Source organism: Microbulbifer sp. ABE4_465 (assembly GCF_056160765.1).
Genome location: NZ_JBSWXV010000006.1, coordinates 139,284 through 163,739, shown reverse-complemented (window position 1 = coordinate 163,739; position 24,456 = coordinate 139,284). Strand labels below are relative to the sequence as shown.

General features: G+C 53.2%; 22 protein-coding genes. 2 read left to right on the top strand and 20 right to left on the bottom strand.

What is annotated here, in order from left to right; all coding sequences use genetic code 11:
• Positions 1-12: 12 nt before the first annotated feature.
• Positions 13-2,079 (bottom strand): protein-disulfide reductase DsbD family protein, encoded by a 2,067-nt coding sequence (locus ACXAG1_RS11890; protein WP_475119799.1) that lies wholly within the window; start codon positions 2,077-2,079, stop codon positions 13-15.
• Between the two features lie 193 nt (positions 2,080-2,272).
• Positions 2,273-3,718: a catalase gene (locus ACXAG1_RS11885; protein ID WP_475092272.1), complete on the bottom strand. Its 1,446-nt coding sequence runs from the start codon at positions 3,716-3,718 to the stop codon at positions 2,273-2,275.
• A 186-nt stretch (positions 3,719-3,904) separates the two neighbouring features.
• Between ACXAG1_RS11885 and selD the strand changes: the two genes are divergently transcribed.
• Positions 3,905-4,960 (top strand): selenide, water dikinase SelD, encoded by a 1,056-nt coding sequence (selD, locus tag ACXAG1_RS11880; protein WP_475092271.1) that lies wholly within the window; start codon positions 3,905-3,907, stop codon positions 4,958-4,960.
• Positions 4,957-6,078 carry a tRNA 2-selenouridine(34) synthase MnmH gene (gene mnmH, locus ACXAG1_RS11875; RefSeq protein ID WP_475092270.1) on the top strand — a complete coding sequence of 374 codons (1,122 nt, stop codon included), beginning with the start codon at positions 4,957-4,959 and terminating at the stop codon, positions 6,076-6,078. Before selD ends, mnmH begins: the two co-directional genes overlap by 4 nt.
• A 266-nt stretch (positions 6,079-6,344) precedes the next feature.
• On the opposite strand, the gene ACXAG1_RS11870 is transcribed toward mnmH, so the two are convergent.
• The 18 genes from ACXAG1_RS11870 to ACXAG1_RS11785 all read right to left on the bottom strand — a co-directional run bounded on the left by ACXAG1_RS11870 (position 6,345) and on the right by ACXAG1_RS11785 (position 24,292).
• Positions 6,345-6,788 (bottom strand): hypothetical protein, encoded by a 444-nt coding sequence (locus tag ACXAG1_RS11870; protein WP_475092269.1) that lies wholly within the window; start codon positions 6,786-6,788, stop codon positions 6,345-6,347.
• Between the two features lie 180 nt (positions 6,789-6,968).
• Entirely contained in the window at positions 6,969-7,217 is a 249-nt protein-coding gene (locus ACXAG1_RS11865; protein WP_475092268.1) for a hypothetical protein, read from the bottom strand.
• Positions 7,218-7,380: 163 nt separating this feature from the next.
• Positions 7,381-7,878 carry a hypothetical protein gene (locus tag ACXAG1_RS11860; protein WP_475119798.1) on the bottom strand — a complete coding sequence of 166 codons (498 nt, stop codon included), beginning with the start codon at positions 7,876-7,878 and terminating at the stop codon, positions 7,381-7,383.
• A 152-nt stretch (positions 7,879-8,030) separates the two neighbouring features.
• Positions 8,031-8,372, bottom strand: coding sequence for a hypothetical protein (locus ACXAG1_RS11855; RefSeq protein ID WP_475092361.1), 342 nt, complete (start codon positions 8,370-8,372; stop codon positions 8,031-8,033).
• Between the two features lie 135 nt (positions 8,373-8,507).
• A complete protein-coding gene (locus ACXAG1_RS11850; protein ID WP_475119797.1) occupies positions 8,508-8,882 on the bottom strand; it encodes a hypothetical protein in 375 nt (124 codons plus the stop codon).
• Between the two features lie 133 nt (positions 8,883-9,015).
• The gene (locus ACXAG1_RS11845) at positions 9,016-9,345 is read right to left on the bottom strand and encodes a hypothetical protein (RefSeq protein ID WP_475092254.1); all 330 of its coding nucleotides are present in this window, start codon (positions 9,343-9,345) and stop codon (positions 9,016-9,018) included.
• A gap of 152 nt (positions 9,346-9,497) precedes the next feature.
• Entirely contained in the window at positions 9,498-9,827 is a 330-nt protein-coding gene (locus ACXAG1_RS11840) for a hypothetical protein (protein WP_475119796.1), read from the bottom strand.
• 963 nt (positions 9,828-10,790) lie between these two features.
• Positions 10,791-11,129, bottom strand: a complete 339-nt coding sequence (locus ACXAG1_RS11835; protein ID WP_475119795.1) for a hypothetical protein — start codon at positions 11,127-11,129, stop codon at positions 10,791-10,793.
• A 107-nt stretch (positions 11,130-11,236) separates the two neighbouring features.
• Entirely contained in the window at positions 11,237-11,680 is a 444-nt protein-coding gene (locus tag ACXAG1_RS11830; protein WP_475119794.1) for a hypothetical protein, read from the bottom strand.
• A gap of 512 nt (positions 11,681-12,192) precedes the next feature.
• Complete coding sequence (locus ACXAG1_RS11825) at positions 12,193-12,717, bottom strand: GNAT family N-acetyltransferase (RefSeq protein ID WP_475119793.1); 525 nt, start codon at positions 12,715-12,717, stop codon at positions 12,193-12,195.
• Positions 12,718-12,872: 155 nt separating this feature from the next.
• Positions 12,873-13,262, bottom strand: a complete 390-nt coding sequence (locus ACXAG1_RS11820; RefSeq protein WP_475091444.1) for a hypothetical protein — start codon at positions 13,260-13,262, stop codon at positions 12,873-12,875.
• A 126-nt stretch (positions 13,263-13,388) separates the two neighbouring features.
• On the bottom strand, positions 13,389-13,685 hold the full coding sequence (locus ACXAG1_RS11815) for a hypothetical protein (RefSeq protein WP_475119792.1): 297 nt from the start codon (positions 13,683-13,685) through the stop codon (positions 13,389-13,391).
• A 1,968-nt stretch (positions 13,686-15,653) separates the two neighbouring features.
• On the bottom strand, positions 15,654-15,980 hold the full coding sequence (locus ACXAG1_RS11810; RefSeq protein ID WP_475119791.1) for a TonB family protein: 327 nt from the start codon (positions 15,978-15,980) through the stop codon (positions 15,654-15,656).
• 403 nt (positions 15,981-16,383) lie between these two features.
• A complete protein-coding gene (gene sucD, locus ACXAG1_RS11805; protein ID WP_475092247.1) occupies positions 16,384-17,256 on the bottom strand; it encodes a succinate--CoA ligase subunit alpha in 873 nt (290 codons plus the stop codon).
• A 2-nt stretch (positions 17,257-17,258) separates the two neighbouring features.
• Complete coding sequence (gene sucC / locus ACXAG1_RS11800) at positions 17,259-18,425, bottom strand: ADP-forming succinate--CoA ligase subunit beta (RefSeq protein ID WP_231757951.1); 1,167 nt, start codon at positions 18,423-18,425, stop codon at positions 17,259-17,261.
• Between the two features lie 153 nt (positions 18,426-18,578).
• Positions 18,579-20,021 carry a dihydrolipoyl dehydrogenase gene (gene lpdA / locus ACXAG1_RS11795; RefSeq protein WP_475092246.1) on the bottom strand — a complete coding sequence of 481 codons (1,443 nt, stop codon included), beginning with the start codon at positions 20,019-20,021 and terminating at the stop codon, positions 18,579-18,581.
• Between the two features lie 172 nt (positions 20,022-20,193).
• Positions 20,194-21,396 carry a 2-oxoglutarate dehydrogenase complex dihydrolipoyllysine-residue succinyltransferase gene (odhB, locus tag ACXAG1_RS11790; protein WP_475119790.1) on the bottom strand — a complete coding sequence of 401 codons (1,203 nt, stop codon included), beginning with the start codon at positions 21,394-21,396 and terminating at the stop codon, positions 20,194-20,196.
• Between the two features lie 70 nt (positions 21,397-21,466).
• Positions 21,467-24,292 (bottom strand): 2-oxoglutarate dehydrogenase E1 component, encoded by a 2,826-nt coding sequence (locus ACXAG1_RS11785; protein WP_475092244.1) that lies wholly within the window; start codon positions 24,290-24,292, stop codon positions 21,467-21,469.
• Between the last annotated feature and the right edge of the window lie 164 nt (positions 24,293-24,456).

The following is a 24,456-nucleotide window of genomic DNA, read 5'->3' as shown; positions in this document are numbered from 1 at the left end:
TAGGGTAAAGAATTACTTGTTGTCGAACAGGGCTTCAATCATGTCCGCTTTCAAAATCTGCGGCAGCAATACTGGCTCCATTTCTCCCGGTGCATACCAGGCGTAAACCGGTACCGAGTTGCGCCCCAACTCTCCCAACGCCCGGGTGATTTCCGGGTTCTGGTCGGTCCAGTCGGCCCGCACCAGATACACGTCATTCTCCCGGAACAGCGCCTCAACTTCCTGCGACTCCAGCACCAGCTTTTTGTTCACCTGACAGGTAATACACCAGGCTGCGGTGTAGTCGATAAATACGCCCTGTTCGCGGGACAATGCCTGATTAATCGCACTGCGATCGTAGGGCTGCCAATCGCTGCTCTCCTGCGCCAGTGCCGCTCCTGCGGCGCCACTGTGCTGCAGCTTGTTGGCGGCACCAAAACTCAATACCAGTGCCGCCAGCACCAGCCCCCAGGCAAGCCAGCGGCTGCCACGGAACCCATGGCGCCCGAGCCAGAAAGCAAACACGATGGTCAGCATCAGCATGGCCCCGATTAGCCAACCGCTCTCGCCCACCAGGCGGCCCAGCACCCACAACAACCAGATCACCGTGGCATACAGCGGGAATGCGAGGAACTGACGCAGGGTCTCCATCCAGGGCCCCGGCGCCGGCAGGCGGTTCAGCAACGCGGGAAAGACACACAGTAGAACAAACGGCAATGCCAGCCCGATGCCCAACCCGAGGAAGATCGCCATGGCGCCGTATGCCGGCAGTAAGGTGGCGGCACCCAGCGCGGCACCCATAAACGGTCCCGTACAGGGAGCTGCCACAAATACCGCCAGTACACCGGTGACAAAAGATCCCCCGCGGCTGTTTCCGGCCAGGTTCATCAGGTGATGGCCAAACTCATACAGACCACTGAACGACAGCGCCATAACCCAGAACAGTAGAATCAGCCCCAGCACCACCGGTGCAGACTGCAACTGGAATCCCCAGCCAATCGCTGCGCCACCGGCCCGCAGAACCAGCAGCAGCGCTCCCAGCACAGCAAAGGTCACCAGAACCCCGGCGGCATAGCGCAGGCCCTCGTGCAGACGTTCACCGGCATGCTTTTCCGGGCCGACCAGGCCAAACAGCTTGATCGACAGAACCGGAAACACGCAGGGCATCAGGTTGAGAATAGCGCCACCGGCAATGGCCGCCAGCACCAGCAGCCATAGAGGCTGTCCGCCATCGACCGGACTGGGCGCTGCGGTGGCCGCCGCCTGAATATCCAGCTGCTCCAGCTGCCAGGACCGGGTGCCGTCGCTGATCACAAAACCGGTGCTGTCCGGTAAGGGCGCACCGGGCACTCGCTGGAAGGTGTAGCCGATGGTACTGCCGGACTGTGCGATCTGAGGGGCTTTGGCGGTCAGCAGGTTCCCATCGAGGGGAAAGACCGCCGGCTCTTCCGAGGAAGCGCCTTCACCCGCTTCCAGTACCAGCTGCAGACTGTCGCCGTCCGCTTCCGCGGTAACGCTTCGCACAGACCACGGAAAACCGGTGTCGCCGTTGACCACAAGCGGAACCTGCGCGGCAAAACGATCCCGCAGTGCCTTGTCGCCGTCCGGCCACACCACCTGGTCTGCCACCGGGCGCGACAGGCTCATGGCGCCGAACCCGGGGATGCAGTCCACCTTGCACACCAGCCACTCCAGATTCACCACCAGCTCCATACGCTCCGCTTCCGGTGTCACCGTGAACAGGTAGGCCACGTCACCTTCATAGCCGAGATTGGTAAGGTGCTCGATGGGTAAACGCACCGGGAACGGCCACTGGATCTCGCCAACCTTGCCGCTGGCACCGACAAAATCAAAGCGCGGTGCAGCGCCGGAATCGCCGGCGTTGCGCCAGTAGACGTGCCAGCCGGGATCGACCTCGAAATAAAAACCAATGGTTTCCTCACCGGGACCGAAGGTATCCGGCGCCAGCCAGCGAACTTTTACGTGGTCACCACTGGCGGTTTCCTGCGCATAGGAAAAAGGCCCAGCGTAGGCGATTACGGCGAGCACAAGCCTCACAAGAATGGAATGTACGGTGCGATTCTGAATGAGGAACGACAAGTGAGACTCCAGCTGACAGCGAACACCAGTGTGGCGACAATATTTTTATACTCGGTCCATATTCAAATGGATTGCCGCGACAGCTGCAAGCGTGAAACGGTGAAGTGTGCGGCGGAACGCCCCGGGGAGCGCAAAATCACCGGCCCCAAAATAAAAAGGGCCCGAACGGGCCCTTCGTGAGATCAATTCGGCATCAATTGCCTTTTACGCCTTTCTCAATACGGTCACCGATGTCCTTGTCCACGTTGCGCCAGTACTCGAAAGCGCGTTTCAGGACTTCATCGGAGACCCCGGCGGAGAGGTGCCCCACCACATTGGAAACCAGGCGTTCCCTCCCCCCATCGTCCATGACCTCACGCACCAGCGTGCCCGCCTGCACAAAATCGTCATCCTCTTTGTGGGGGGTATAGGCAGCGTGCATAAATTCACCACTGGCTTCCCATTTCTCGGTGTAGCTGTGGTTTGCACTGGGCCCGCCTTTGCTATTGGGGGCATAGACCGGGTCGGTAACATTGTCGACCCGCAATGCACCATCCTTGCTGTAGCTGTGCACCGGGCATTTTGGCCGGTTTACCGGGATCTGTTTGTAGTTGACCCCCATGCGTGCGCGGTGAGCGTCCGCGTATGAGAACACCCGTGCCTGCAGCATCTTGTCTGGACTGAAACCGATACCCGGCACCACATTGTTGGGCTCAAACGCCGCCTGTTCGATCTCGGTGTGGAAATCTGTCGGATTGCGATCCAGCACCAGCTTGCCAACTTCGTGCAGGGGATAGTCTCCGTGGGGCCACACCTTGGTCAGATCAAAAGGGTTGAAGCGATAGTTCTCGGCTTCCTCATAGGGCATGATCTGCACATGCAGCGTCCAGCTGGGGTGATCTCCGCTGGCGATGGCCTCAAACAGGTCGCGACGGTGCGCATCAGAATCCTGCCCGGCGATACGATCCGCCTCCTCCTGCGTCAGGCATTCCACACCCTGGTCGCACTTGAAGTGATATTTCACCCAGAAGCGCTCCCCTTTGGCATTCACCCACATATAGGTATGGCTGGAGTAGCCGTTCATATGCCGATAGGTTTTGGGGATACCGCGATCCCCCATTAGCCAGGTCACCTGGTGGGCGGATTCCGGCGACAGGGTCCAGAAGTCCCATTGCATATCGTGGTCGCGCAAGCCGGAATCGGCGCGGCGTTTCTGGGAGCGGATAAAATGCTGGAACTTCATCGGGTCACGGATAAAGAAAACCGGCGTGTTATTTCCCACCAGATCGTAGTTACCCTCAGACGTATAAAATTTAAGTGCAAAACCCCGTGGGTCGCGCCAGGTGTCCGGGCTGCCCTTCTCTCCGGCAACAGTAGAAAACCGGATCAAAGTATCGGTTTTTGTATTCGGTTGGAATACTGCGGCCTTGGTATATGCACTCACGTCCCGGGTAACCGTAAAGTGTCCGAAAGCACCGGAACCTTTCGCGTGGGGCTGGCGCTCTGGAATATGCTCCCGATTGAAATTGGCCATCTGTTCAATCAGGTAGTGGTCCTGCAGGATGATGGGGCCTTCTGCACCCACAGTAAGCGAATACTCGTCACTGGCAACCGGAATTCCGGCGTCATTGGTTGTGCGCTGCGAGTCGTCCTTTTTCACATTCAGCTCCTCATATTATCTCGAGAATAGATCCGGGTGCCGCTCGCCGGAACCGTTTGGAAACAGAAGAAACCATAGTGCACCCATACTCATACAGAATGAATCCAGACGCACCCACTGCTAAAATGAACGCCAATTGACACCGAAGACTCCGAGTTGCGGGGTGCCTGGCCAAAAGAGACCTGTATGCAAGTTTCCAGTACCGACCAATCCATACGTCTGACCCAATACAGTCACGGAGCCGGCTGTGGCTGTAAAATCGCTCCCGCGATGCTGGACAGGATTCTGGCCAACAGCGGAAGTACCGAAATAGATCCGCGACTCTGGGTGGGCAATGAATCGCGCGACGACGCCGCCGTCTACGGTTTGGATGAAACCCGTGGCGTGGTATCTACCACCGACTTCTTTATGCCTATCGTCGACGATGCCTACGACTTCGGCCGCATTGCCGCCACCAACGCCATCAGTGATATCTACGCCATGGGCGCAGATCCATTGATGGCCATCGCGATACTAGGTTGGCCGGTCAATGTCTTGCCGCCGGAAGTGGCCCGTGAAGTGATCCACGGCGGCCGGACCGTGTGTAAGGAAGCGGGTATTCCCCTCGCTGGCGGCCACTCCATTGACGCACCCGAGCCCATCTTCGGACTGGCAGTTACCGGCGTGGTGGATAAGCAGGATCTAAAGCGCAACGACACGGCCACCGCCGGCTGCAAGCTTTACCTCACCAAACCCCTCGGTATCGGTATTCTTACCACCGCAGAAAAACAGGGAAAGCTTCGCTCGCAAGACACGGGTATTGCCCGGGACCAGATGTGCACTCTGAACCGCCCCGGAAGCGTGTTTGCAAAACTTCCAGCGGTGAAAGCCATGACCGACGTTACCGGCTTCGGTTTGCTTGGGCATCTGGTAGAAATGGCCGATGGCAGCCAGCTCTGCGCGCACCTCGAGTTCAACGCCGTACCACGTATGAAAGGAGTGGATTACTACATTGATCAGGGGTGTATCCCAGGTGGAACCGGGCGCAACTTCGAAAGCTACGGACATCGGGTACAGCTTGCCGAAGAAGCGCAAAAATCGCTGTTGGCAGATCCGCAAACCAGCGGCGGCCTCTTGGTTGCTGTCGATCCGCAAGGCGAACGCGAGTTCCTGAAAGCAGCGACGAAATTTAACTTGCAGCTATCCCCTATCGGAGAGCTGAAAAGCCCCGCTGCGGGCGGGCCGGCGGTACTCGTGAAATGAGCGGGTCGGATGCCTTCAAGAAACTGCGTCCAGACACCGCGGACTATCGGGATATTTTCCTGAATGATCGCCCCTTGATTGATACCCGTGCACCCGCGGAGTTTGCAAGGGGCTCCTTCCCCACCGCCACCAACCTTCCCCTGATGACGGATAGCGAGCGCCAGCAAGTAGGTACCTGCTACAAACAGCGGGGCCAGCAGGCCGCCATCAATCTGGGGCATGAACTGGTCAGCGGAAAGACAAAGGAAGAGCGTGTTGCACACTGGGCAAACTTTACCCGCGCGCACCCTTCGGGCTACCTATTCTGCTTTCGAGGCGGCCTGCGCTCACAGATCAGCCAGTTATGGCTGCACGATACAGGTGTTGACTACCCACGCATTACTGGTGGCTACAAGGCAATGCGCAACTTTTTGATTGATGAGCTGGAAAGTGCCGCACACGACTGCCGATTCACCATTCTGAGCGGCATGACCGGTACAGGAAAAACCGAAATTATCGCGCAACTATCGAATGCCATCGACCTGGAAGGACATGCGAATCACCGCGGCTCCAGTTTTGGTAAAAAGGCAACGCCACAACCAACGCAAATCAACTTCGAGAATAGACTGGCCATTGAACTGCTCAAACGCCGCGCCAGAAAGCAAGATCACTTTGTGCTAGAGGATGAAAGCCGCCTGATCGGCAAATGTTCCATCCCCTATTCACTGCACCGGAAAATGCAGCAATGCCCCGTCATTTGGCTTGAAGACGATTTCGATAACCGGGTTGATCGTATTCTTCAAGACTATGTCATAAACCTTTGTAGCGAATTCATACAAGTTTTTGGTCGTCAACGCGGCAAAGAGATGTACGCGGCATCGCTCCGTCAAAACCTGTTCAGAATTGCAAAACGTCTCGGCGGAGCGCGCTTTCAGGAGATCGATGCCATTATGCAAGATGCACTGCAACAGCAACTTTCCAACGGCAGTACAGATCGCCACAGAGACTGGATCAATTCGCTACTGCAGGATTACTACGACCCTATGTACGACCATCAAATTGCCGAAAAAGCAGAACGAATCTGCTTTCGCGGCAACCATCACGAAGTCATCGAATACCTGCGGAGGCGGCGCACCTGAAATTCAACGCTGCACAAAATGCATTGTCATCGCTTGCTTCGAGCTTCAAGGAACTTGGGAATGCTTAACCCGATGTTGGGCTGTCACTGCTGCAAACCCAATAATTAGAGAGTTTTACAAGCGCATTGTGAACCAGGGCAAACATAAAAAGTCGCCCTGACCGCCTGATTGCGAAAGATGATAGTAGTGCTGAAGCCATGGTGAAAGACGGTACCCACTGGGGACAGAGCGACATAAATCTGGCTGCTTGACACCACAGTCGCTTGCTAGGCTTTGTCACCTATTGAGTGCCACCGCTGCTTTAAACCCATTGCGTAGAATAAACCGAGTAACAAACAAATGCCCGAGCTAACTAGCCAGAATGTTATCGAATTATCTGGGAAAGCCGGCATTATGAAGTAAAACCCAAGCGCGCGAGCGAATAGAACAGTGGATATTAGAAACAAACCAACCCGCACAAGTGGTAGTTTAGCTATTAAGCCAGCGCCCGAAAATGCATACATTGCCCAGACCAATAGAATTGCTGAAATGATACTTGTAACAATAGTAGGATAAGGGTGGCCTTGCTCAGCCAATATTGCCATTTGCTCTCCGGCACCAAGGAATCTGTACCAATCGCCACCAAACACAATACACCCAATGTGAATGCAGGCAATAATAAGCGTAAATACGCCGGCCATTTTTAGATAATTAAATTTTACTTTTCTCATCGTCACTCCTTGTGAGCCCAACGCCCGCATTCGCGGCTGGTTTGAAGCGCAGCGGAAAACCAGTCCGACAACATGCGCTTTATTGCGCGATAATGGGAGCGCAGCGACCCGCGCAATAAAGTGCACAAAGTAGGACGTCCCACGGAGGGCCGAAGGCCCGGAGTATCCTGCCTGATTTTGTTAAAGCTCATGGGCCCGATACACCACAATTTTCTCTACTGACTCTCGAACTTCAACAACATAATGTTGCCAACAGCCTCTGCAAACTGAAGAATTTTCAATAGACGAACCGCGCTGCCCTTTTTTAGCCACCGCTACTACCGGATGCCCACAATCACCACAAGCGAAAGCCAGACTCTCTCCGAATGGATCGGCTTTCAACTCGTCTCCGTCTCCGGAAATGACTAAATAGTCAGTTATTTCGCTCATAAATACGAACCACGATACTCGTGAGCTTTAACGCCCGCAGCAGGGGCGACCAATGCTATGCACTTTTTGTGCGAAACTGGGAGCGCAGCGACCCGCACAAAATGTGCATAGCGTTGGGCGTCCCGCGGAGGCCCGAAGGGCCGGAGCATACTGCCTGCGTTTGTTAAGAATATGCTCCACTGCGCCTCCTAACCTTTTGTTGATAGAACAAAACCGCAAAAGATACTGACATTGCAATAAAAGCGAGAATGCCTACTATAACTATTTCCGCAAGATTTTGTTTTTCTGACTTTCTGTAAGCAACAATTACATTACCGCCCTTTGATATTTCCCAGGCCTTGAAAGAGCTAAATAGCCAAAATCTTCTGTGCAACCTTGAATCTACGCGATCCCCGGCAAATAGGTCTTTGTCAAGATTAGAGCAGAAATCAGAAGGCACAAAGAAAACTCGATAATCGTTTTCTCCTTGCACCTTAACCCTCCATCTTTGCCCGTTATTTATATATTCGATGGACCGTACAACGCCCTCGTACTTTTCCAAAGAATCGTATTCTGGATCAGGTAGAAATTTATCCGAACCGGAGATGGCGAAAATAACAATAAACAGCAGTCCAATTATTGCGCCTTCATTAAGTGATCTTCTAAGGTGTACTGTATTCATGAGATTCTTAACGCCCGCAGCAGGGGCGACCAATGCTATACACGTTTTGTGCGAAACTGGGAGCGCAGCGACCCGCACAAAATGTGCATAGCGTTGGGCGTCCCGCGGAGGCCCGAAGGGCCGGAGCAAACTGCCTGCGATTGTTAGCATAGTTACTCGTGATCCCAATGCACCCTAGATACTTTCCCCGATGTAGGGTTTACCAAAATATAGCCTGCACTACTATGGGACTCTTGACATGTTGAGAATCGAACTAACCAAGTACTTTCATCTTTCTTTGCTGCAGCCCAGACCGGTAAGTGGACACCATCATACCGGGGCATAAGCTTGTTAAAAGCGATTTCAGTTGCATGCATTGCAACCTTACTCTCCTTTTTTTCCGGCACTAGCGAGTAATAATTTCTGATTTCATCTTTTACGCATACGTGAGTAGGAATCTCATATCCATATGAAAAGCTACTCATCAAAATTCCAGAAAGTGCGATTTTGTTCATGTTGATGCTAACGCCCAGCGCAGGCGCAGCCAGCGCGGAGCGCATTTTGTGTTAATGTTTGAGCGACAGCGAGTAACACAAAAGGTGCGTAGTGTTGGCTGTCGCTCTGCCGCTGCTTGTTAGCCACTTCATGGCTCAGGGCTGGAAAGAAGTGCACCGACGCTTAAACCAACCAGTACGCTTTTTATAATTTACGGGACAGTTTTCTTTACACTCGGCCCCCAACTCTTTCAGCGATTCAGCTTCTTTGAAGTGTGCGACAGTTTCTCCAGAAACTACATGCTTGTAACCGGGATCACTAGATGTAACTAGAAAATAGTTATTACTATCCCCGATCAATATTTTTTCACTAGCCAGCGCATACACATCGAATCTCCACATACCCCAGGAACTCCAATTATGCATTATCAAGCAATCTGACATTGTTCTTAAGGGCTCTCGGTCTTCCTCTGAATGAGAAAGTGGAGACAAACCAATGGTGGCAATCATCAGAATTTTTTTTATTTTCATGCTCGACTTTCCTTAAGGTGGCTAACGCCCAGCGCAGGCGCAGCCAGCGCGGAGCGCCTTTTGTGTTAATGTTTGAGCGACAGCGAGTAACACAAAAGGTGCGTAGCGTTGGCTGTCGCTCTGCCGCTGATTGTTATGTGTGGGCAGCGCTCCGGAGCTTAGCCACTCCCACAAGAATTCCACCAAATCCGATTACTATTGGCACTGCCAAAATAAAGGCCTGCTTTACGCTACTACCCACATACTCCATATCTGATATTGGGCTGATTGCAACCGCTACAGAATTCAGTGCCAAACAGACAATTGCCAAATTTAGCTGCCCGAACGCTCCTATAACTCCAGCAAGCATGATGAGCGCAAATGAAACCAATACCATAGGGGTGAATGGAGCAGAACTAGCGATAATACAGAAAATGGAGACTGGAATTATCAAAATCCATGAAAATATCTTTATCATTTTCACAATTTATGGCTCCACTGAGACGCTTTGCAAGTGCTGACACATAACGCCTAGCGCAGGCGCAGCCAACGCGGAGCGCCTTTTGTGTTAATGTTTGAGCGCTAGCGAGTAACACGAAAGGTGCGTAGCGTTGGCTGTCGCTCTGCCGCTGATTGTTATGTGTGGGCAGCGCTCCGGAGCTTAGCCACTCCAACAAGAATTCCACCAAATCCGATTACTATTGGCACTGCCAAAATAAAGGCCTGCTTTACGCTACTACCCACATACTCCATATCTGATATTGGGCTGATTGCAACCGCTACAGAATTCAGTGCCAAACAGACAATTGCCAAATTTAGCTGCCCGAACGCTCCTATAACTCCAGCAAGCATGATGAGCGCAAATGAAACCAATACCATAGGGGTGAATGGAGCAGAACTAGCGATAATACAGAAAATGGAGACTGGAATTATCAAAATCCATAAAAATATCTTTATCATTTTCACAATTTATGGCTCCACTGGGACGCTTTGTAAGTGCTGGCACATAACGCATAGTGCAGGGGCCGGAGTGAAGGCTTTTGTTTGTGCTAGCGTAGCGATTAAGCACAAACCAAAGCCGCAACGGAGGTCCCTCTGGCACGTATTGTTATAGTGGCGACGGTTTGCAACCGACTACGAAGCACCTTGCGAAGCGACCGAGCGTAGCCACTGGTTAATAATTGGTGCAAGCATGCCATACCCGAAGACACTTGCACACTTGCCACCTTGGCACACCACAAGCAGTGCGATGAAGCCACCGAAAACATTTTATTAATTGTGGCACCAAGAAAATAGGAAAACCTACTCGCTTCTGCCAGATCCTTCACCCAAGCAAAATAAATAGCGACACTAATTAAATCTTACTAGCTGTAAAAAACTACCTTCGCGCTATAACGCCGCGAGCAGCGGCAGATTACTTTGCGCACTTTATGCGCGAAAATGGGAGCGAAGCGACCCGCGTATAAAGTGGGCAAAGTAAGCTGTCCGGTGGAGGCCCGCAGGGCCGGAACGAATTGCCTCGCTTTGTTAGAGTACTCACTGCGCTTGCTTAGGGGGCCAAATCTTAAGACCCAATACTACCAAACATGCTACAAATAGTCCCTGGACCGCAGCAATTACCGGGATTAATGGAATTGTATAAAGCGAGAGATCTGGCATATTCTTAGATGACAGGATAGCTAGCAGAAGTAACGGCAAAAACAGAACGGTTACGCCAACCGTCCAGCCCCTCCAAACTCTCCAAAATAAATTCATTTTAGTACCAACACTAATATTTAAATCATTTTCCATTCATTGCTTCGTATTACGACGAAACTCTAACGCCCAGCGCAGGCGCAGCCAGCGCGGAGCACCTTTTGTGTTAATGTTTGAGCGACAGCGAGTAACACTAAAGGTGCGTAGCGTTGGCTGTCGCTCTGCCGCTGATTGTTATGCACTTGCTTGCGCTGCGGCTGAACGCACACCAAGAATAAAAAATACTACGGCAACAACACTTAGTATTGAGTAAACGAAATCTTCAGCGATCCCAATCCATTCTATACCAGAACTTGCCCCCACCAAGTGAGCTGCCGGGCCAAGCGTGTAGCTAAACAGGTTTATCAAAAAATATACAAGGAATGCACCAGAGAAATATGCCAAGTGCTTCATCCCTGACGCCTTTCTCGATTTCTTCAATGATAAAAAGCAATACAGGTAGGCCGCCGTACATGCCAATCCAACGACTGCTGAAACAATGAAGCTAAAGGACATAGAACTACTCTCTTCCATTTTTCAAATTCATGCTGACACATGCATAACGCCGCCAGCACAGGCCGGAGCACGCAGTGCGGAGGTCCAGCCCCGAAGGGGCGAATGTGCCTGGCCTTGTTAACTTTTTATAGCCCATTAAGAGCCACCTCAATTTCATTTACTATTGCAGATAACGAGCGGCCTTTGGGTTGATTTGCCAACTCGTTAGCAGCCTCCATTGGAGAAAAAAGCGCATTTGGATTATTAAATGAAGAGAACTCACCAACAACATAGTGGCCAAAATATTTAGAGCTTGGAGCCTCGCAAACACTCCAACAACCATCAAATTTCTCGACGAATAACTCCCCTATAAAGTAGCCCATACGGACAGTAACCCAGTTTCTCGAATCATCTGTGATTTCTTGTTCCGACAGCCAGCTATCTATTTGTTCAAGGAAGGCCTCTGGGTTAATTAGGATTTCATGTGGATTTTGAAAGCCTAGCTTTTTTGAGAAGTCATGAAGGACGGGCAATCGTTCCTCTCTGAACGATTCAAATCTCTCCTTTTGCTTCTCTATGTCTATAGACATTCTCGGTCTCGATTGTAAAGTTAACGCCGCGCTCAGCCGCAGCTTACTTTGGGCGCTTTGTTGCGCGAAAATAGGAGCGTAGCGACTGCGCAACAAAGTGCTCAAAGTAAGATGTCGGCTGCAGCGCCTGGTTATGGCTGACGCGCTCCGAAGCACCTACAGGCACTGAATGCGCCGAAGCTCCTTAAAACGAGGAAAGAATTTCCAGCTTCCCCCAACCAATTATTCTCTTATTGGCACTCCACATTAGTGCACCGGAGTGGCCGCGATCCCATAGACTTAAACGAAACCACTAGGAACGAAACTGCTTGATCTTATCATGGCAAATAGCCAAATGCTGCGGGCCAAAACAGTGCTCAAAATTACACGCTGGCACAAGCAACAAATTTTACGGCCCGGCACCATAACGCCGCGCTCAGCCGCGGCTAACTTTGTGCGCTTTTTGCGCGATAATGGGAGCGAAGCGACCGCGCAAAAAGTGCGCAAAGTTAGACGTCGGCTGCAGCGCTTTGTTACGTGTTTCCGGGGTTAAGGAGCGAAGTTAAGACGTGATTCTCCCAGACACCGTTGATTTTTAAGTACCGCTTTGCCTCGCCTTCAATACTAAAGCCAAGTCTCTCAAGCAACTTGGCTGATCTATGATTTCTCGGCATGTAATTTGCCATTACCCGATTTAGCGATAGCTCTTCGAAGGCGTAATTTATTACATTTTGACAAAGAGCTTTCATAACTCCTTTGCCCTCATGCTTGTGATCTACAGAATACCCCATATGACAAGCCAAGAAGGGACCTCGCACGATATTTGTGAGTGAACATGTGGCCACAACTTCCCGGCTTTCTGGAGTTACAGAGATAAAGTGTACTGAGGTAGCATTTCCTCCCTGCGAGGACCATTCTTGCAAACGTTCCTTCCAAGCCTCAACAGAATGAAATCCTTTCTCTTTAGCTGGCTCCCAGGCACGTAGATGCGACTCGTTTACCTCATAAAATTTTGACAACCGAGATGCATCATCTACAGAAACGATTTTCACATCCATGCTTTATTCTCTGTGACACGTAACGCCCGCAGCAGGGGCGACCAATGCTATGCACATTTTGTGCGAAACTGGGAGCGCAGCGACCTGCACAAAATGTGCATAGCGTTGGACGTCCCGCGGAGGCCCGAAGGGCCGGAGCAAACTGCCTGCGATTGTTAGTGTTTACGGAGCTCGGGGCACATTTTACGAAGTTGGATACTTGCTAATTGCACCATGGTGTTGTTGAATTTTTGAGCATAGCTTTTGGCCTGCGCTCTGAGAGCTTCATGGTTAACGCAGTACTCAGAATCAGCTCCAACCCAAAGCATCTCCCATTTAGTATTTTTAAAAATACATGAAGTAAATGGAATATCGAAGCCTGGGCGAGAAGGGCCAATTCCATCCGCTACTGCGATGAAGTAAACATTATTCTCTTTAAACGCCTTCTCAGCCAGACTGGCTGCAACTTCTGGTTTGTAACTGTCCTTTTTCAATTCAAAAGAGCAATCCGCAAGAGCCTTTCCAGAAGCTAAAGATAGTAGTGCCAATATCAGTATTTTTTTCATGCTTACACTAACGCCCAGCGCAGGCGCAGCCAGCGCGGAGCACCTTTTGTGTTAATGTTTGAGCGCCAGCGAGTAACACAAAAGGTGCGTAGCGTTGGCTGTCGCTCTGCCGCTGATTGTTATGTGTTATCTGTATCGCTTCGCCCACGCCTTCATTCCAACGGCCGGATCATAGCCACCGATAACACAGACGATAAAATAGGAGACAAGATAGGCCGCGCCAGCCCCTAGCCCGCCACCAATTACCAGCAGCCAGATTTCGCCGTCAACCCCTTTGGCATCCAAAGGAATCTCATTAAATTTACGAAATAAATAAAGTGGGCCAAGCATGAAAGTCAAAAGAGCTAAAAAAGAACACAATCCGCCGAAAATCTGAATGGCTCTTAATTTCATTCTCTCAGACCGGCCCATATACCAGCTCATAATTGCTCCGACACATAACGCCCGCAACAGGGGCGACCAATGCTATGCACGTTTTGTGCGAAACTGGGAGCGCAGCGACCCGCACAAAACGTGCATAGCGTTGGGCGTCCCGCGGAGGCCCGAAGGGCCGGAGCATACTGCTTGCGCTTGTTATGAGTTTTCAACGTGCGGAGTAGCTCCAAATTGCATACGCAAGAAATGGTGTGCCGCAAAAGACTATAAAAAGTCCTGCATACTTTAACATTTGCAGTCTGTGCCAATTGCCCTCTTCCGTAAAAAAATGAGGGATAAATATACAAATTAGTATGTACTGCCCCCACCACATGTTTGGCTTAAAATGAGAAAGCAGACCAATCATGTGCCTCGCTGCTTGAAACCACAGATAGAATCCTATGAGAAATAGTGGCACGCCGACAACGAATACAACTATTTCTGGGATATTTTCTGTCATTGCTACTTACGACTCATAACGCCGCCAACAGGGGCGACCAACGTTGTGCGCCTTTTGCGCAATAATGGGAGCGCAGCGACCGCGCAAAAGGTGCACAGCGTTGGGCGTCCCGCGGAGGGCCGAAGGCCCGGAGCGAACTGCTTGGCCTTGTTATTGTTGACGCGCTTTAGACAGAAAATTACTACAGCGCACAAAACTATCAGCCGGAAAAAACAAACATACTTTGAGTGGCACTGTTGCGTGCAACGCACCACCTTCTTCTGATCTTGTTATTAGCCAGACCAGAACGCTCCACCTTACTACCCCCGCCGCCTCCATCAAACTTTTAGAATGGATACCACTGAAGGCACTTAAAATCGTCTCGTAAATCCATTGCTTGAGATCCAGCCTTTACGGAGCTGGATATTTTTATTTTGCCTGCCAAGCACACCGAAATTTATTTGGCGGCGGCTCTGCGGGCCAGAACAATAACGCCGCCGGCAGGGGCAGCTTACCTTGTGCGCGTTTTGCGCGAAAATGGGAGCGCAGCGACCCGCGCAAAACGTGCGCAAGGTAAGCTGTCCCGCGGAGGGCCCCAGGCCCGGAGCGAATTGCCCGGCCTTGTTAATGTTTGATGACCTGAAAGCAATTTACTACTGAACAAGGCCACCAAACCCAACGCCCCGAAAAACTAACATACCGCGAGCGGCACGATTGGCTGTACCATGCCACGCTTTCCCTGGAGCGGCTTACACGCCCAAAAGGAACAACCCTCTGAACTCCTTCCGCCGCCAGCGCTAACCTTAACGAAGGGAAGCCACTGATGCCTCTAAAAATCAACCGTCAATCCCTGCTAGCGATACCGCTTCTACAACGCTAGAGGTCGCCGAATCGCTCATCAAGCACGCTGGAATTTTTAGGCGGCGGCTTGATGAACCTGAACATTAACGCTCGCAACATGGGCGCCCAATGTTGTGCGCCTTTTGCGCAATAATGGGAGCGTAGCGACCGCGCAAAAGGTGCACAGCGTTGGGCGTCCCGCGCAGGCCCGAAGGGCCGGAGCATCTTGCTTGCGCTTGTTAATGTTGGGCCAACTTTTGCCCGCTATATTTTACCTGGGTTTGAAGCGGCCACTGAAATGAATGAACAATTCTAACATTTGCGGCCCCTTTAAAACTAACGTGCGGTGCCGCCCTACTTGGCACAGACTTTCAAGCCACGGATCGTGGGCGAAGCCGACGATGAACCACCAGCGGCACGGCACAAATGGAAAACCTGAAAAAATTGACGGAGCCCGACAACAGAAGCTAAATGATGGAACCACGTTTTTACATGGCCACCTACTAGCGCTGCGCCACCAGCCACCGAAAAACCCCTACGTAGCTATCCAGTAATTTAAAACTCCAGTCCACTGCACCAAAAAACATTAACGCCCAGCGCAGGCGCAGCCAGCGCGGAGCACCTTTTGTGTTAATGTTTGAGCGCCAGCGAGTAACACAAAAGGTGCGTAGCGTTGGCTGTCGCTCTGCCGCTGATTGTTATGCATTGGGCTGGCACTTATGCTTGGGCTTAAACTCTAGGACTTTGTTGTACGTGTCACCTACAACGTAAGTTCCTTTTTTGAAGCGGTACTGGCTTAGCGTCTTGATGGCGGCTCTATTGAATATTTCCGTTTCTGCCTTGACAATCTTTATATTTTCGGGCTCACCAGCTTCATCAATTTGAAAAGCTAGCTTTACTGATCCCGATAGCTCTCTACAAACCGGAGGCATTGGGTAGATTGGCTCTATCTCCTCAACTGCCTCTTGGGCAACCGAGATCGCTGAAGAAAAGACCAAACTAAGTGTAAGTACTAATTTTCTCATTACTGATGCATAACAGTTTTATTCATACGCCATAGGCTTTTGTTGCAGAAGCAATTGTTCCTCGGCACAGAAATCAACACCTCAACAAAAATAACCAAGAATCAACAACCTATAGAAACAGGCCGTCACATTCATGCGAGCAAAAGAAGCCCATGGCTTTTGTTCTTGTTTTCCAAATGGCTTGTATGAAATACCCTAACCCTTTCTATATCAACGGTTTAGCCTATCTTATTCCCTGCACACAAGCCATAGGCCGCTGAACACAGAACTTTACCGTCCGCCGAAAGAAAGAATGTCAGTTTTGGCACCTATTACACAATTATTGATTCGCAAGACTTGTGGAAGATAATTTCAGGCATAAAAAAAGCCGCCCGAAGGCGGCTTTTCAGAAAGGAATAGCTGATTACCAGCCAGTTACTTCCTTCAGTGCGTCGCCGATTTGCGCCAGGGAGCGTACGGTTTTAACACCAGCGTCTTCCAGAGCAGCAAATTTCTCATCCGCGGTACCTTTACCACCGGAGATGATCGCACCGGCGTGGCCCATGCGCTTTCCGGGTGGCGCGGTTACACCCGCGATGTAGGAAACCACCGGCTTGGTGACGTTTGCCTTGATGTAAGCAGCCGCTTCTTCTTCCGCGGAACCGCCGATCTCACCAATCATTACGATGGCTTCGGTCTGCGGGTCGTTCTGGAACATTTCCAGAATATCGATGAAGTTGGAGCCCGGGATGGGATCGCCGCCAATGCCCACACAAGTGGACTGGCCGAAGCCGTGGTCGGTAGTCTGCTTTACGGCTTCGTAAGTCAGAGTACCGGAGCGGGAAACGATGCCCACTTTGCCCGGCTTGTGGATGTGGCCCGGCATGATGCCGATTTTGCACTCACCCGGAGTGATCACGCCCGGGCAGTTCGGGCCAATCAGGCGCACGCCCAGCTCGTCGCACTTAACCTTGGCATCCAGCATATCCATGGTAGGAATGCCTTCGGTGATGCACACGATCAGCTTGATGCCGCCGTTGGCCGCTTCCAGGATGGAATCCTTACAGAAAGGCGCCGGTACGTAGATAACAGACGCTTCTGCGCCAGTCGCTTTTACGGCTTCTTTCACGGTGTCGAATACCGGCAGGCCCAGGTGAGTCTGGCCGCCTTTGCCCGGGGTAACACCGCCGACCATTTTTGTACCGTACTCGATGGCTTGCTCGGAGTGGAAAGTGCCCTGGGAGCCGGTGAAGCCCTGGCAGATGACTTTAGTATCTTTGTTAATCAGTACTGACATGATTATTTACCCTCCGCAGCTTTAACCACTTGCTCTGCCGCGTCGGTCAGGCTGGTGGCAGCGATGATGTTCAGGCCGCTGTCGCTCAGAACCTTGGCACCCAGGTCGGCATTGTTACCTTCAAGGCGAACAACAACCGGGATAGTAACGCCAACTTCTTTCACCGCGCCGATTACGCCTTCTGCGATCATGTCGCAGCGTACGATGCCGCCGAAGATGTTGATCAGAACGGCTTTAACGTTGTCGTCGGACAGGATGATTTTGAACGCCTCAACAACGCGCTCTTTGGTCGCGCCGCCGCCAACGTCCAGGAAGTTGGCAGGCTTGCCGCCGTGCAGGTTGACGATGTCCATGGTACCCATGGCCAGGCCAGCACCGTTTACCATGCAGCCGATGTTGCCATCGAGAGCTACGTAGTTGAGGTCCCACTTGGCTGCGTGTGCTTCGCGCTCGTCTTCTTGAGACGGGTCGTGCATTTCACGCAGGTCCGGGTGACGGTACAGCGCGTTGCTGTCGATCACGATCTTGGCGTCCAGGCAGTGCAGGTTCTTCTCTGGAGTGATTACCAGCGGGTTGATTTCCAGCAGGGCCAGGTCTTTTTCTTCAAACATTTTCGCCAGACCCAGGAAGATCTTGGTGAACTGTTTGATCTGGTCGCCTTCGAGGCCCAGTTTGAAGGCCAGCTCACGGCCCTGGTATGGCTGAGCGCCTACCAGCGGGTCGATGGTGGCTTTCAGGATTTTTTCCGGGGTCTCTTCCGCAACTTTCTCGATTTCAACACCACCTTCGGTGGAGGCCATGAAAACGATGCGACGAGTAGCGCGGTCAAGTACCGCACCCAGGTACAGTTCCTGGTCGATATCGGTGCAGCTTTCCACGAGGATGCGGGAAACCGGCTGGCCGTTTTCGTCTGTCTGATAAGTTACCAGGTTGTTACCCAGCCACTTTTTCGCAAATTCTTCAATTTCCGCTTTGGAATCTACCAGCTTGACGCCGCCCGCTTTACCGCGGCCACCAGCGTGCACCTGGGCTTTAACAACCCACTTGTCTCCGCCGATTTCGTCTGCTGCCGCTGCTGCTGCTGCCGGGGTTTCCGCTGCGATGCCTTTGGAAACCGGCAATCCGTATGCTGCAAACAGTTGTTTGCCCTGATACTCATGCAAGTTCATAGTCAATACCAATTCACATTTGAAATGTGTTTACCAATTGCAGATTGCTCTGCACCTTTAGACAGGGTTCTGATTGTGCTTTGTTACAGAATCAAAAACCCTGAAATGAAACCGGGGCGGTAACCAGATTACCACCCCGGGATTGCGGGTCGCTTACTTGCGTTTTTTACGGTTGGCCATGTGGATGGCGTGACCGTGAACCGCGAGAGCCGCTTCCTTGACTGCTTCGGAGAAGGTCGGGTGACCGAATACGGTCATGCCGATATCTTCCGCGCTGGAACCGAATTCCATCGCAATCGCTACCTGCTGCACCAGATCGGAGGCACTCGGGCCTACGATGTGGGCACCCAGTACACGATCGGTTTCAGCGTGGGCGATGATTTTCACCATGCCGCCGGATTCGTTCGCCGCAACCGCACGACCTACCGCCAGGAACGGGAACACACCTACGTTGTAGGGCTCGCCGTCGGCTTTCACCTGCTCTTCGGTGCGGCCAACCGCAGCGATTTCCGGGTGGGTGTAGATCACGTTCGGGATCACGTCGTAGTTCATCATCGGCTTCTGGCCGGCGATGCGCTCGGCAACCACCACGCCTTCTTCAGACGCTTTGTGGGCCAGCATCGGACCGCGCACCACGTCACCGATCGCCCATACGCCCGGTGCAGAAGTCATGCACAGGTCGTTGACGTAGATGAAGCCGCGCTCGTCCAGTTTTACACCAGCATCTTCAGACAGCAGGCCTTCGGTGTACGGGCGACGGCCCACACAGACGATCAGCTTGTCGAAGGTTTCGGTCTGCTCTTTGCCGTCTTTGTCCTGATAGGTCACGACAACTTCTTTGCCTTTCACTTCGCTGCCGGTTACGCGGCAAGACAGGCGAATGTCGAGGCCTTGTTTTTTCAGAATCTTCTGGGATTCTTTGGCAATCTGCTGGTCCATGATGGACAGGAAGCTGTCGAGGGCTTCCAGTACAACAACGTCGGAACCCAGGCGATTCCAAACGGAGCCCAGTTCCAGACCGATGACGCCAGCACCGATCACACCAAGGCGCTTGGGCACGTCGGTGAATTCCAGCGCGCCGGTGGAGTCAACAATCACTTTGTTGTCCACAGGGGCCGGCGGGATATTTACCGGTACGGAACCGGAAGCCAGGATCACGTTCTCGGCTTCGTAAGTGGTGGACTTACCGTCTTTATCGGTCACTTCCACTTTCTTGCCAGACAGCAATTTACCGGTACCTTCAATGGAGGTTACCTTGTTGGCCATAAACAGGCCGGAGATGCCGCCAGACATCTGCTTCACAACGCCTTCTTTGCGCTCGATCATTTTCTTGACGTCGATCTTTACCTTGCCGGTATCGATGCCGTGTACGTCGAGAGAGTCTTTGGCTTCGTGGTATTTCCAGGAGCTGTCCAGCAGCGCCTTGGAAGGAATACAGCCCACGTTCAGGCAGGTACCGCCATTAACGGTCTTGCCTTCTTTGTTTACCCATTTTTCAACACAGGCAGTTTTCAGACCCAGCTGCGCCGCGCGAATTGCAGCGACATAACCACCGGGGCCGGAGCCGATTACGATTACGTCAAATTTTTCTGACATGGTCTGTTCCAAATTTGAGTGGATTCAACGTATGCGAATAGTTACTCGCATAACCGGGGATCTTCCCGGCATTCCCTGAGACGGTCTTGATGCCGTTGATGCCAGCTCGAACGGCTGACTCATTGTTTAGGGCAGCAGTACCAACTGCCGCCCCATCTCCAAAATACTCTGCTTACACTTCCAGCAGGATGCGCGCAGGATCTTCGATCATTTCCTTGATCGCAACCAGGAAGCCAACCGCTTCCTTACCATCGATCAGGCGGTGGTCGTAAGACAGCGCCAGGTACATCATCGGCAGGATTTCTACCTTGCCGTCGACCGCCATCGGGCGCTCCTGGATTTTGTGCATACCCAGAATCGCTGTTTGCGGCGGGTTCAGAATCGGAGTGGACAGCAGGGAACCGAACACACCACCGTTGGTGATGGTGAAGGTACCGCCAGTCATCTCGTCAATGGACAGCTTGCCGTCGCGGGCGCGCAGACCCAGATCACGGATATTGTTTTCCAGGTCCGCAATGCCCATGTTTTCCGCGTTGCGCAGAATGGGAACTACCAGACCTTTCGGAGAGGAAACCGCAACACCGATGTCCTGGTAGCCGTGGTAAACAATGTCGTTGCCGTCGATAGACGCGTTCACCGCGGAGTAGCGCTTCAGCGCTTCTACGGCCGCTTTTACGAAGAAGCCCATAAAGCCCAGGCGAGTACCGTTGTGGGTTTTCTCGAACAGGTCTTTGTAGTTCTTGCGCAGATCCATGATCGGCTTCATGTTCACTTCGTTGAAGGTAGTGAGCATGGCAGTGGACTGGGAGGCGTCGAGCAGGCGCTCGGCGATGCGCTTGCGCATACGGGTCATGGGTACACGCTTCTCAACGCGCTCACCCGCTGCAACTTCAACCTGAGCGGCAGCCGCCGGTGCGCTCGCCGCAGGGGCAGAGCCGGCTTTCATCACGTCTTCTTTCAGTACGCGACCGCCTTTACCAGTGCCTTCAACACCGGCCAGGTCTACGCCTTTTTCCGCCGCCATTTTCTTGGCAGACGGCATGGCAATTTTCTCGCCGCCAGCGGCAGGCGCTTCGGCGGCCGGCGCTTCGGCTGGAGCCGGCGCTGCTTCGGAAGAGTCGCCAGCGCTGCCGCCCGCACCCTCTTCAAATTTGGCGATCACTTCGTTGGAGAGAACGGTGTCGCCCTCGCCCTTGATAATTTCGCTAATGGCGCCGTCAGCCGGTGCAACTACTTCCAGCACAACTTTGTCGGTTTCGATATCCACGATCAGTTCATCGCGGGACACAGCTTCACCCGGTTGTTTGTGCCAGGTGGCTACGGTGCCGTCCTGTACAGATTCCGGGAATGTTGGCGCTTTAATCTCGATGGTCATTGTTCCTGTTTCCTGAGATTGTCTTGGGCACCAGCTTTACCGGCGCCCTGCTCTTCGTTGTACTGCTGCCTTATTTGACAGTCAGCGCCTCGTTGATGAACGTATTCTGTTCTTCCAGATGGGTGGACATATAGCCCGCCGCCGGTGCAGCAGAAGCCGCGCGGCCGACATATTCCAGTTCCAGCTTGGGATGTGCTTCCTTCAGCAGGCGACGCAGGTGGTGCTGGCTGGAGTACCAGGCGCCCTGGTTCATGGGCTCTTCCTGACACCAGGCAACACTCTTGATGTTCTTGAATGCGGAAACCGCAGACAGGAACTCGTCGTCCGGGAATGGGTACAGCTGCTCCAGGCGAACCAGGGCAACATCTTCCTGCTCGCGCTCCATGCGCGCTTCCAGCAGATGGTAGTAGACCTTGCCGGAGCAGATGACCAGACGCTTCACCTTGGCTGGATCCACAGCGCCATCCTGGATAACGTTGTGGAACTTGCCATTGGCCAGCTCGTCCAGGCTGGAAGTCGCGAGCTTGTGACGCAGAATCCACTTGGGGCTCATGATGACCAGCGGGCGGCGCATCGGGCGAACCGCCTGGCGACGCAGCAGGTGGAAGATCTGAGCCGGCGTAGTGGCGTTGCACACCTGGATATTGTGCTCGGCACACAGTTGCATGAAACGTTCAAGGCGTGCAGAGGAGTGCTCCGGGCCCTGGCCTTCATAACCGTGCGGCAGCAGCATCACGAGGCCGCACATACGGCCCCACTTGTGCTCACCGGAAGTGATGAACTGGTCGATCACCACCTGGGCGCCGTTGGCGAAGTCACCGAACTGCGCTTCCCAGACCACCAGGGATTTCGGGGTGGTGGTGGCGTAGCCGTATTCGAACGCAAGCACCGCTTCTTCCGACAGCAGCGAGTCGTACATATCGAAACGCGGCTGACCTTCGTACATGTTCTGCAACGGTACGTAGCTCTGGCCGTCTTTCTGGCTGTGGATAACCGCGTGGCGGTGGGAGAAGGTACCGCGACCCACGTCCTCACCGGTGAAGCGGACCATATAGCCCTCTTCCAGCAACGTGCCGTAAGCCAGAGTTTCCGCCATGCCCCAGTTCAGTGGCAGGCCACCGCCGGCCATCTTGCGACGGTCGTCGTAAATTTTGGAAACCTGGCGTTGCATGACGATGCCGTCGGGCACAGTGGTCATGCGGGTGGCCACGTCTTTCAGCTTCTTCATCGGGAAGCTGGTGTCGCCTTCGGCCGTCCACTCGTGGTTCAGGTACGGGCGCCAGTCCACAAACATGGAAGAGTCCGGCTCTTTTACCAGACCCGTCGCCACATCTTCACCGCGGTCGAGTTTGTCCCGGTAATCGTTGGCCAGCTTGTCCGCCGCAGCCTTGTCCACCACACCTTCCGCAATCAGCTTGTCCGCGTACAGGGTACGGGTGGTCTTGTGCTTGCGGATGGTCTGATACATCAGCGGCTGGGTGCCGGAGGGATCGTCGGTCTCGTTGTGGCCGCGACGGCGGTAACACACCAGGTCGATGACGATGTCTTTCTTGAATTCGTAGCGGTAATCCACCGCCAGCAGACCGGCCAGAACCACCGCCTCCGGATCGTCACCATTTACGTGCAGCACCGGAGCGTCGATCATCTTCGCTACATCGGTACAGTACTCGGTGGAGCGGGCATCTTCGCGCTTGCTGGTGGTAAAGCCCACCTGGTTGTTCAGTACCAGGTGAATGGTGCCACCGGTGTAGTAGCCGCGGGTCTGGGACATCTGCAGGGTTTCCTGCACAACGCCCTGACCGGCAAAGGCCGCATCGCCGTGGATATTGATCGGCATCACCTTCTCGCCGGTGCTGTCGCCGCGACGATCCTGACGGGCGCGCACGGAACCGACAACCACCGGGGCACAGATTTCCAGGTGCGAGGGGTTGAAGGCCAGCGCCAGGTGCACCTCACCGCCAGGGGTCATCACGTTGGAAGAGAAACCCTGGTGGTATTTCACATCGCCGGAGGTATCCAGGGTTTTCTTGCCCTCAAATTCCTCGAACAGGTCCGACGGGTTTTTACCCAGGATGTTGACCAGTGTGTTCAGGCGACCGCGGTGGGCCATGCCGATGACAATTTCTTTCACGGCGTAGGTGCCGGAGCGGCGGATCAGCGCATCCATCAGCGGGATCAGGCTTTCGCCACCTTCCACGCCAAAACGCTTGGTACCCGGGTATTTGGAATCCAGGTGGCGCTCCAGGCCTTCCGCAGCAGACAGGCGCTGCAGGATTTCGGTGCGGATATCGTTGCCGAAATTGGGCTTGGACTGGCTGCGCTCGAGGCGCTGCTGGAACCACTGCTGTTCGTCCAGGTTGGACAGATGCATGATTTCAGCACCCAGGTTGCGGCAGTAGGTATTTTCCAGGCCTTCCACGATTTCACGCAGGGTCGCTTCGCCTTTACCAAAGAACAGGTCTCCGGTCTGGAAGGTGGTATCGAAGTCGCCTTCGGTGAGACCGTGGTAGTTCAGCTGCAGATCCGGCACCTGCTCACGGGCCATGATACCCAGCGGGTCTAGGGTGGCCTTTTTGTGGCCGCGGTGACGGTAGGAGTTGATCAGTTGCAGAACTTTGATCTGCTTGCGCTCGTGTTCAATGTTGACCGAGCCGGCGCCGGGGGCGGAGAGAGGGCGGGTACGGTTTTTCGCCAGCAACTCGAAGTGCTGACGAATCGCAGCGTGTGAGACATCACCGCCATTTACCCGCGGCAGGCTGTCAAAGTAGCTGCGCCATTCTTCCGGTACACCACTGGGGTCGTGCAGATAGGTCTCGTACAGATCTTCCACGTATCCGGCGTTGCCACCAGAGATATGCGAAGTCCGCCAGAGCGCCTCCATAGAGCTTTCGTGCATTAATGCCTACCTCAATTGACGGCGCGCACCCTTGAATATTGCGCCGCTCTTTCCTGTCTTTTCACTCACAAAAGGGGAGGTGCTGAAAAGACACCTCCCCTTTTTCGTATAGACCTGACACCTGCGCTGCTGTCGGCCTAATTGTGATTATTTTTGGCGGGAAA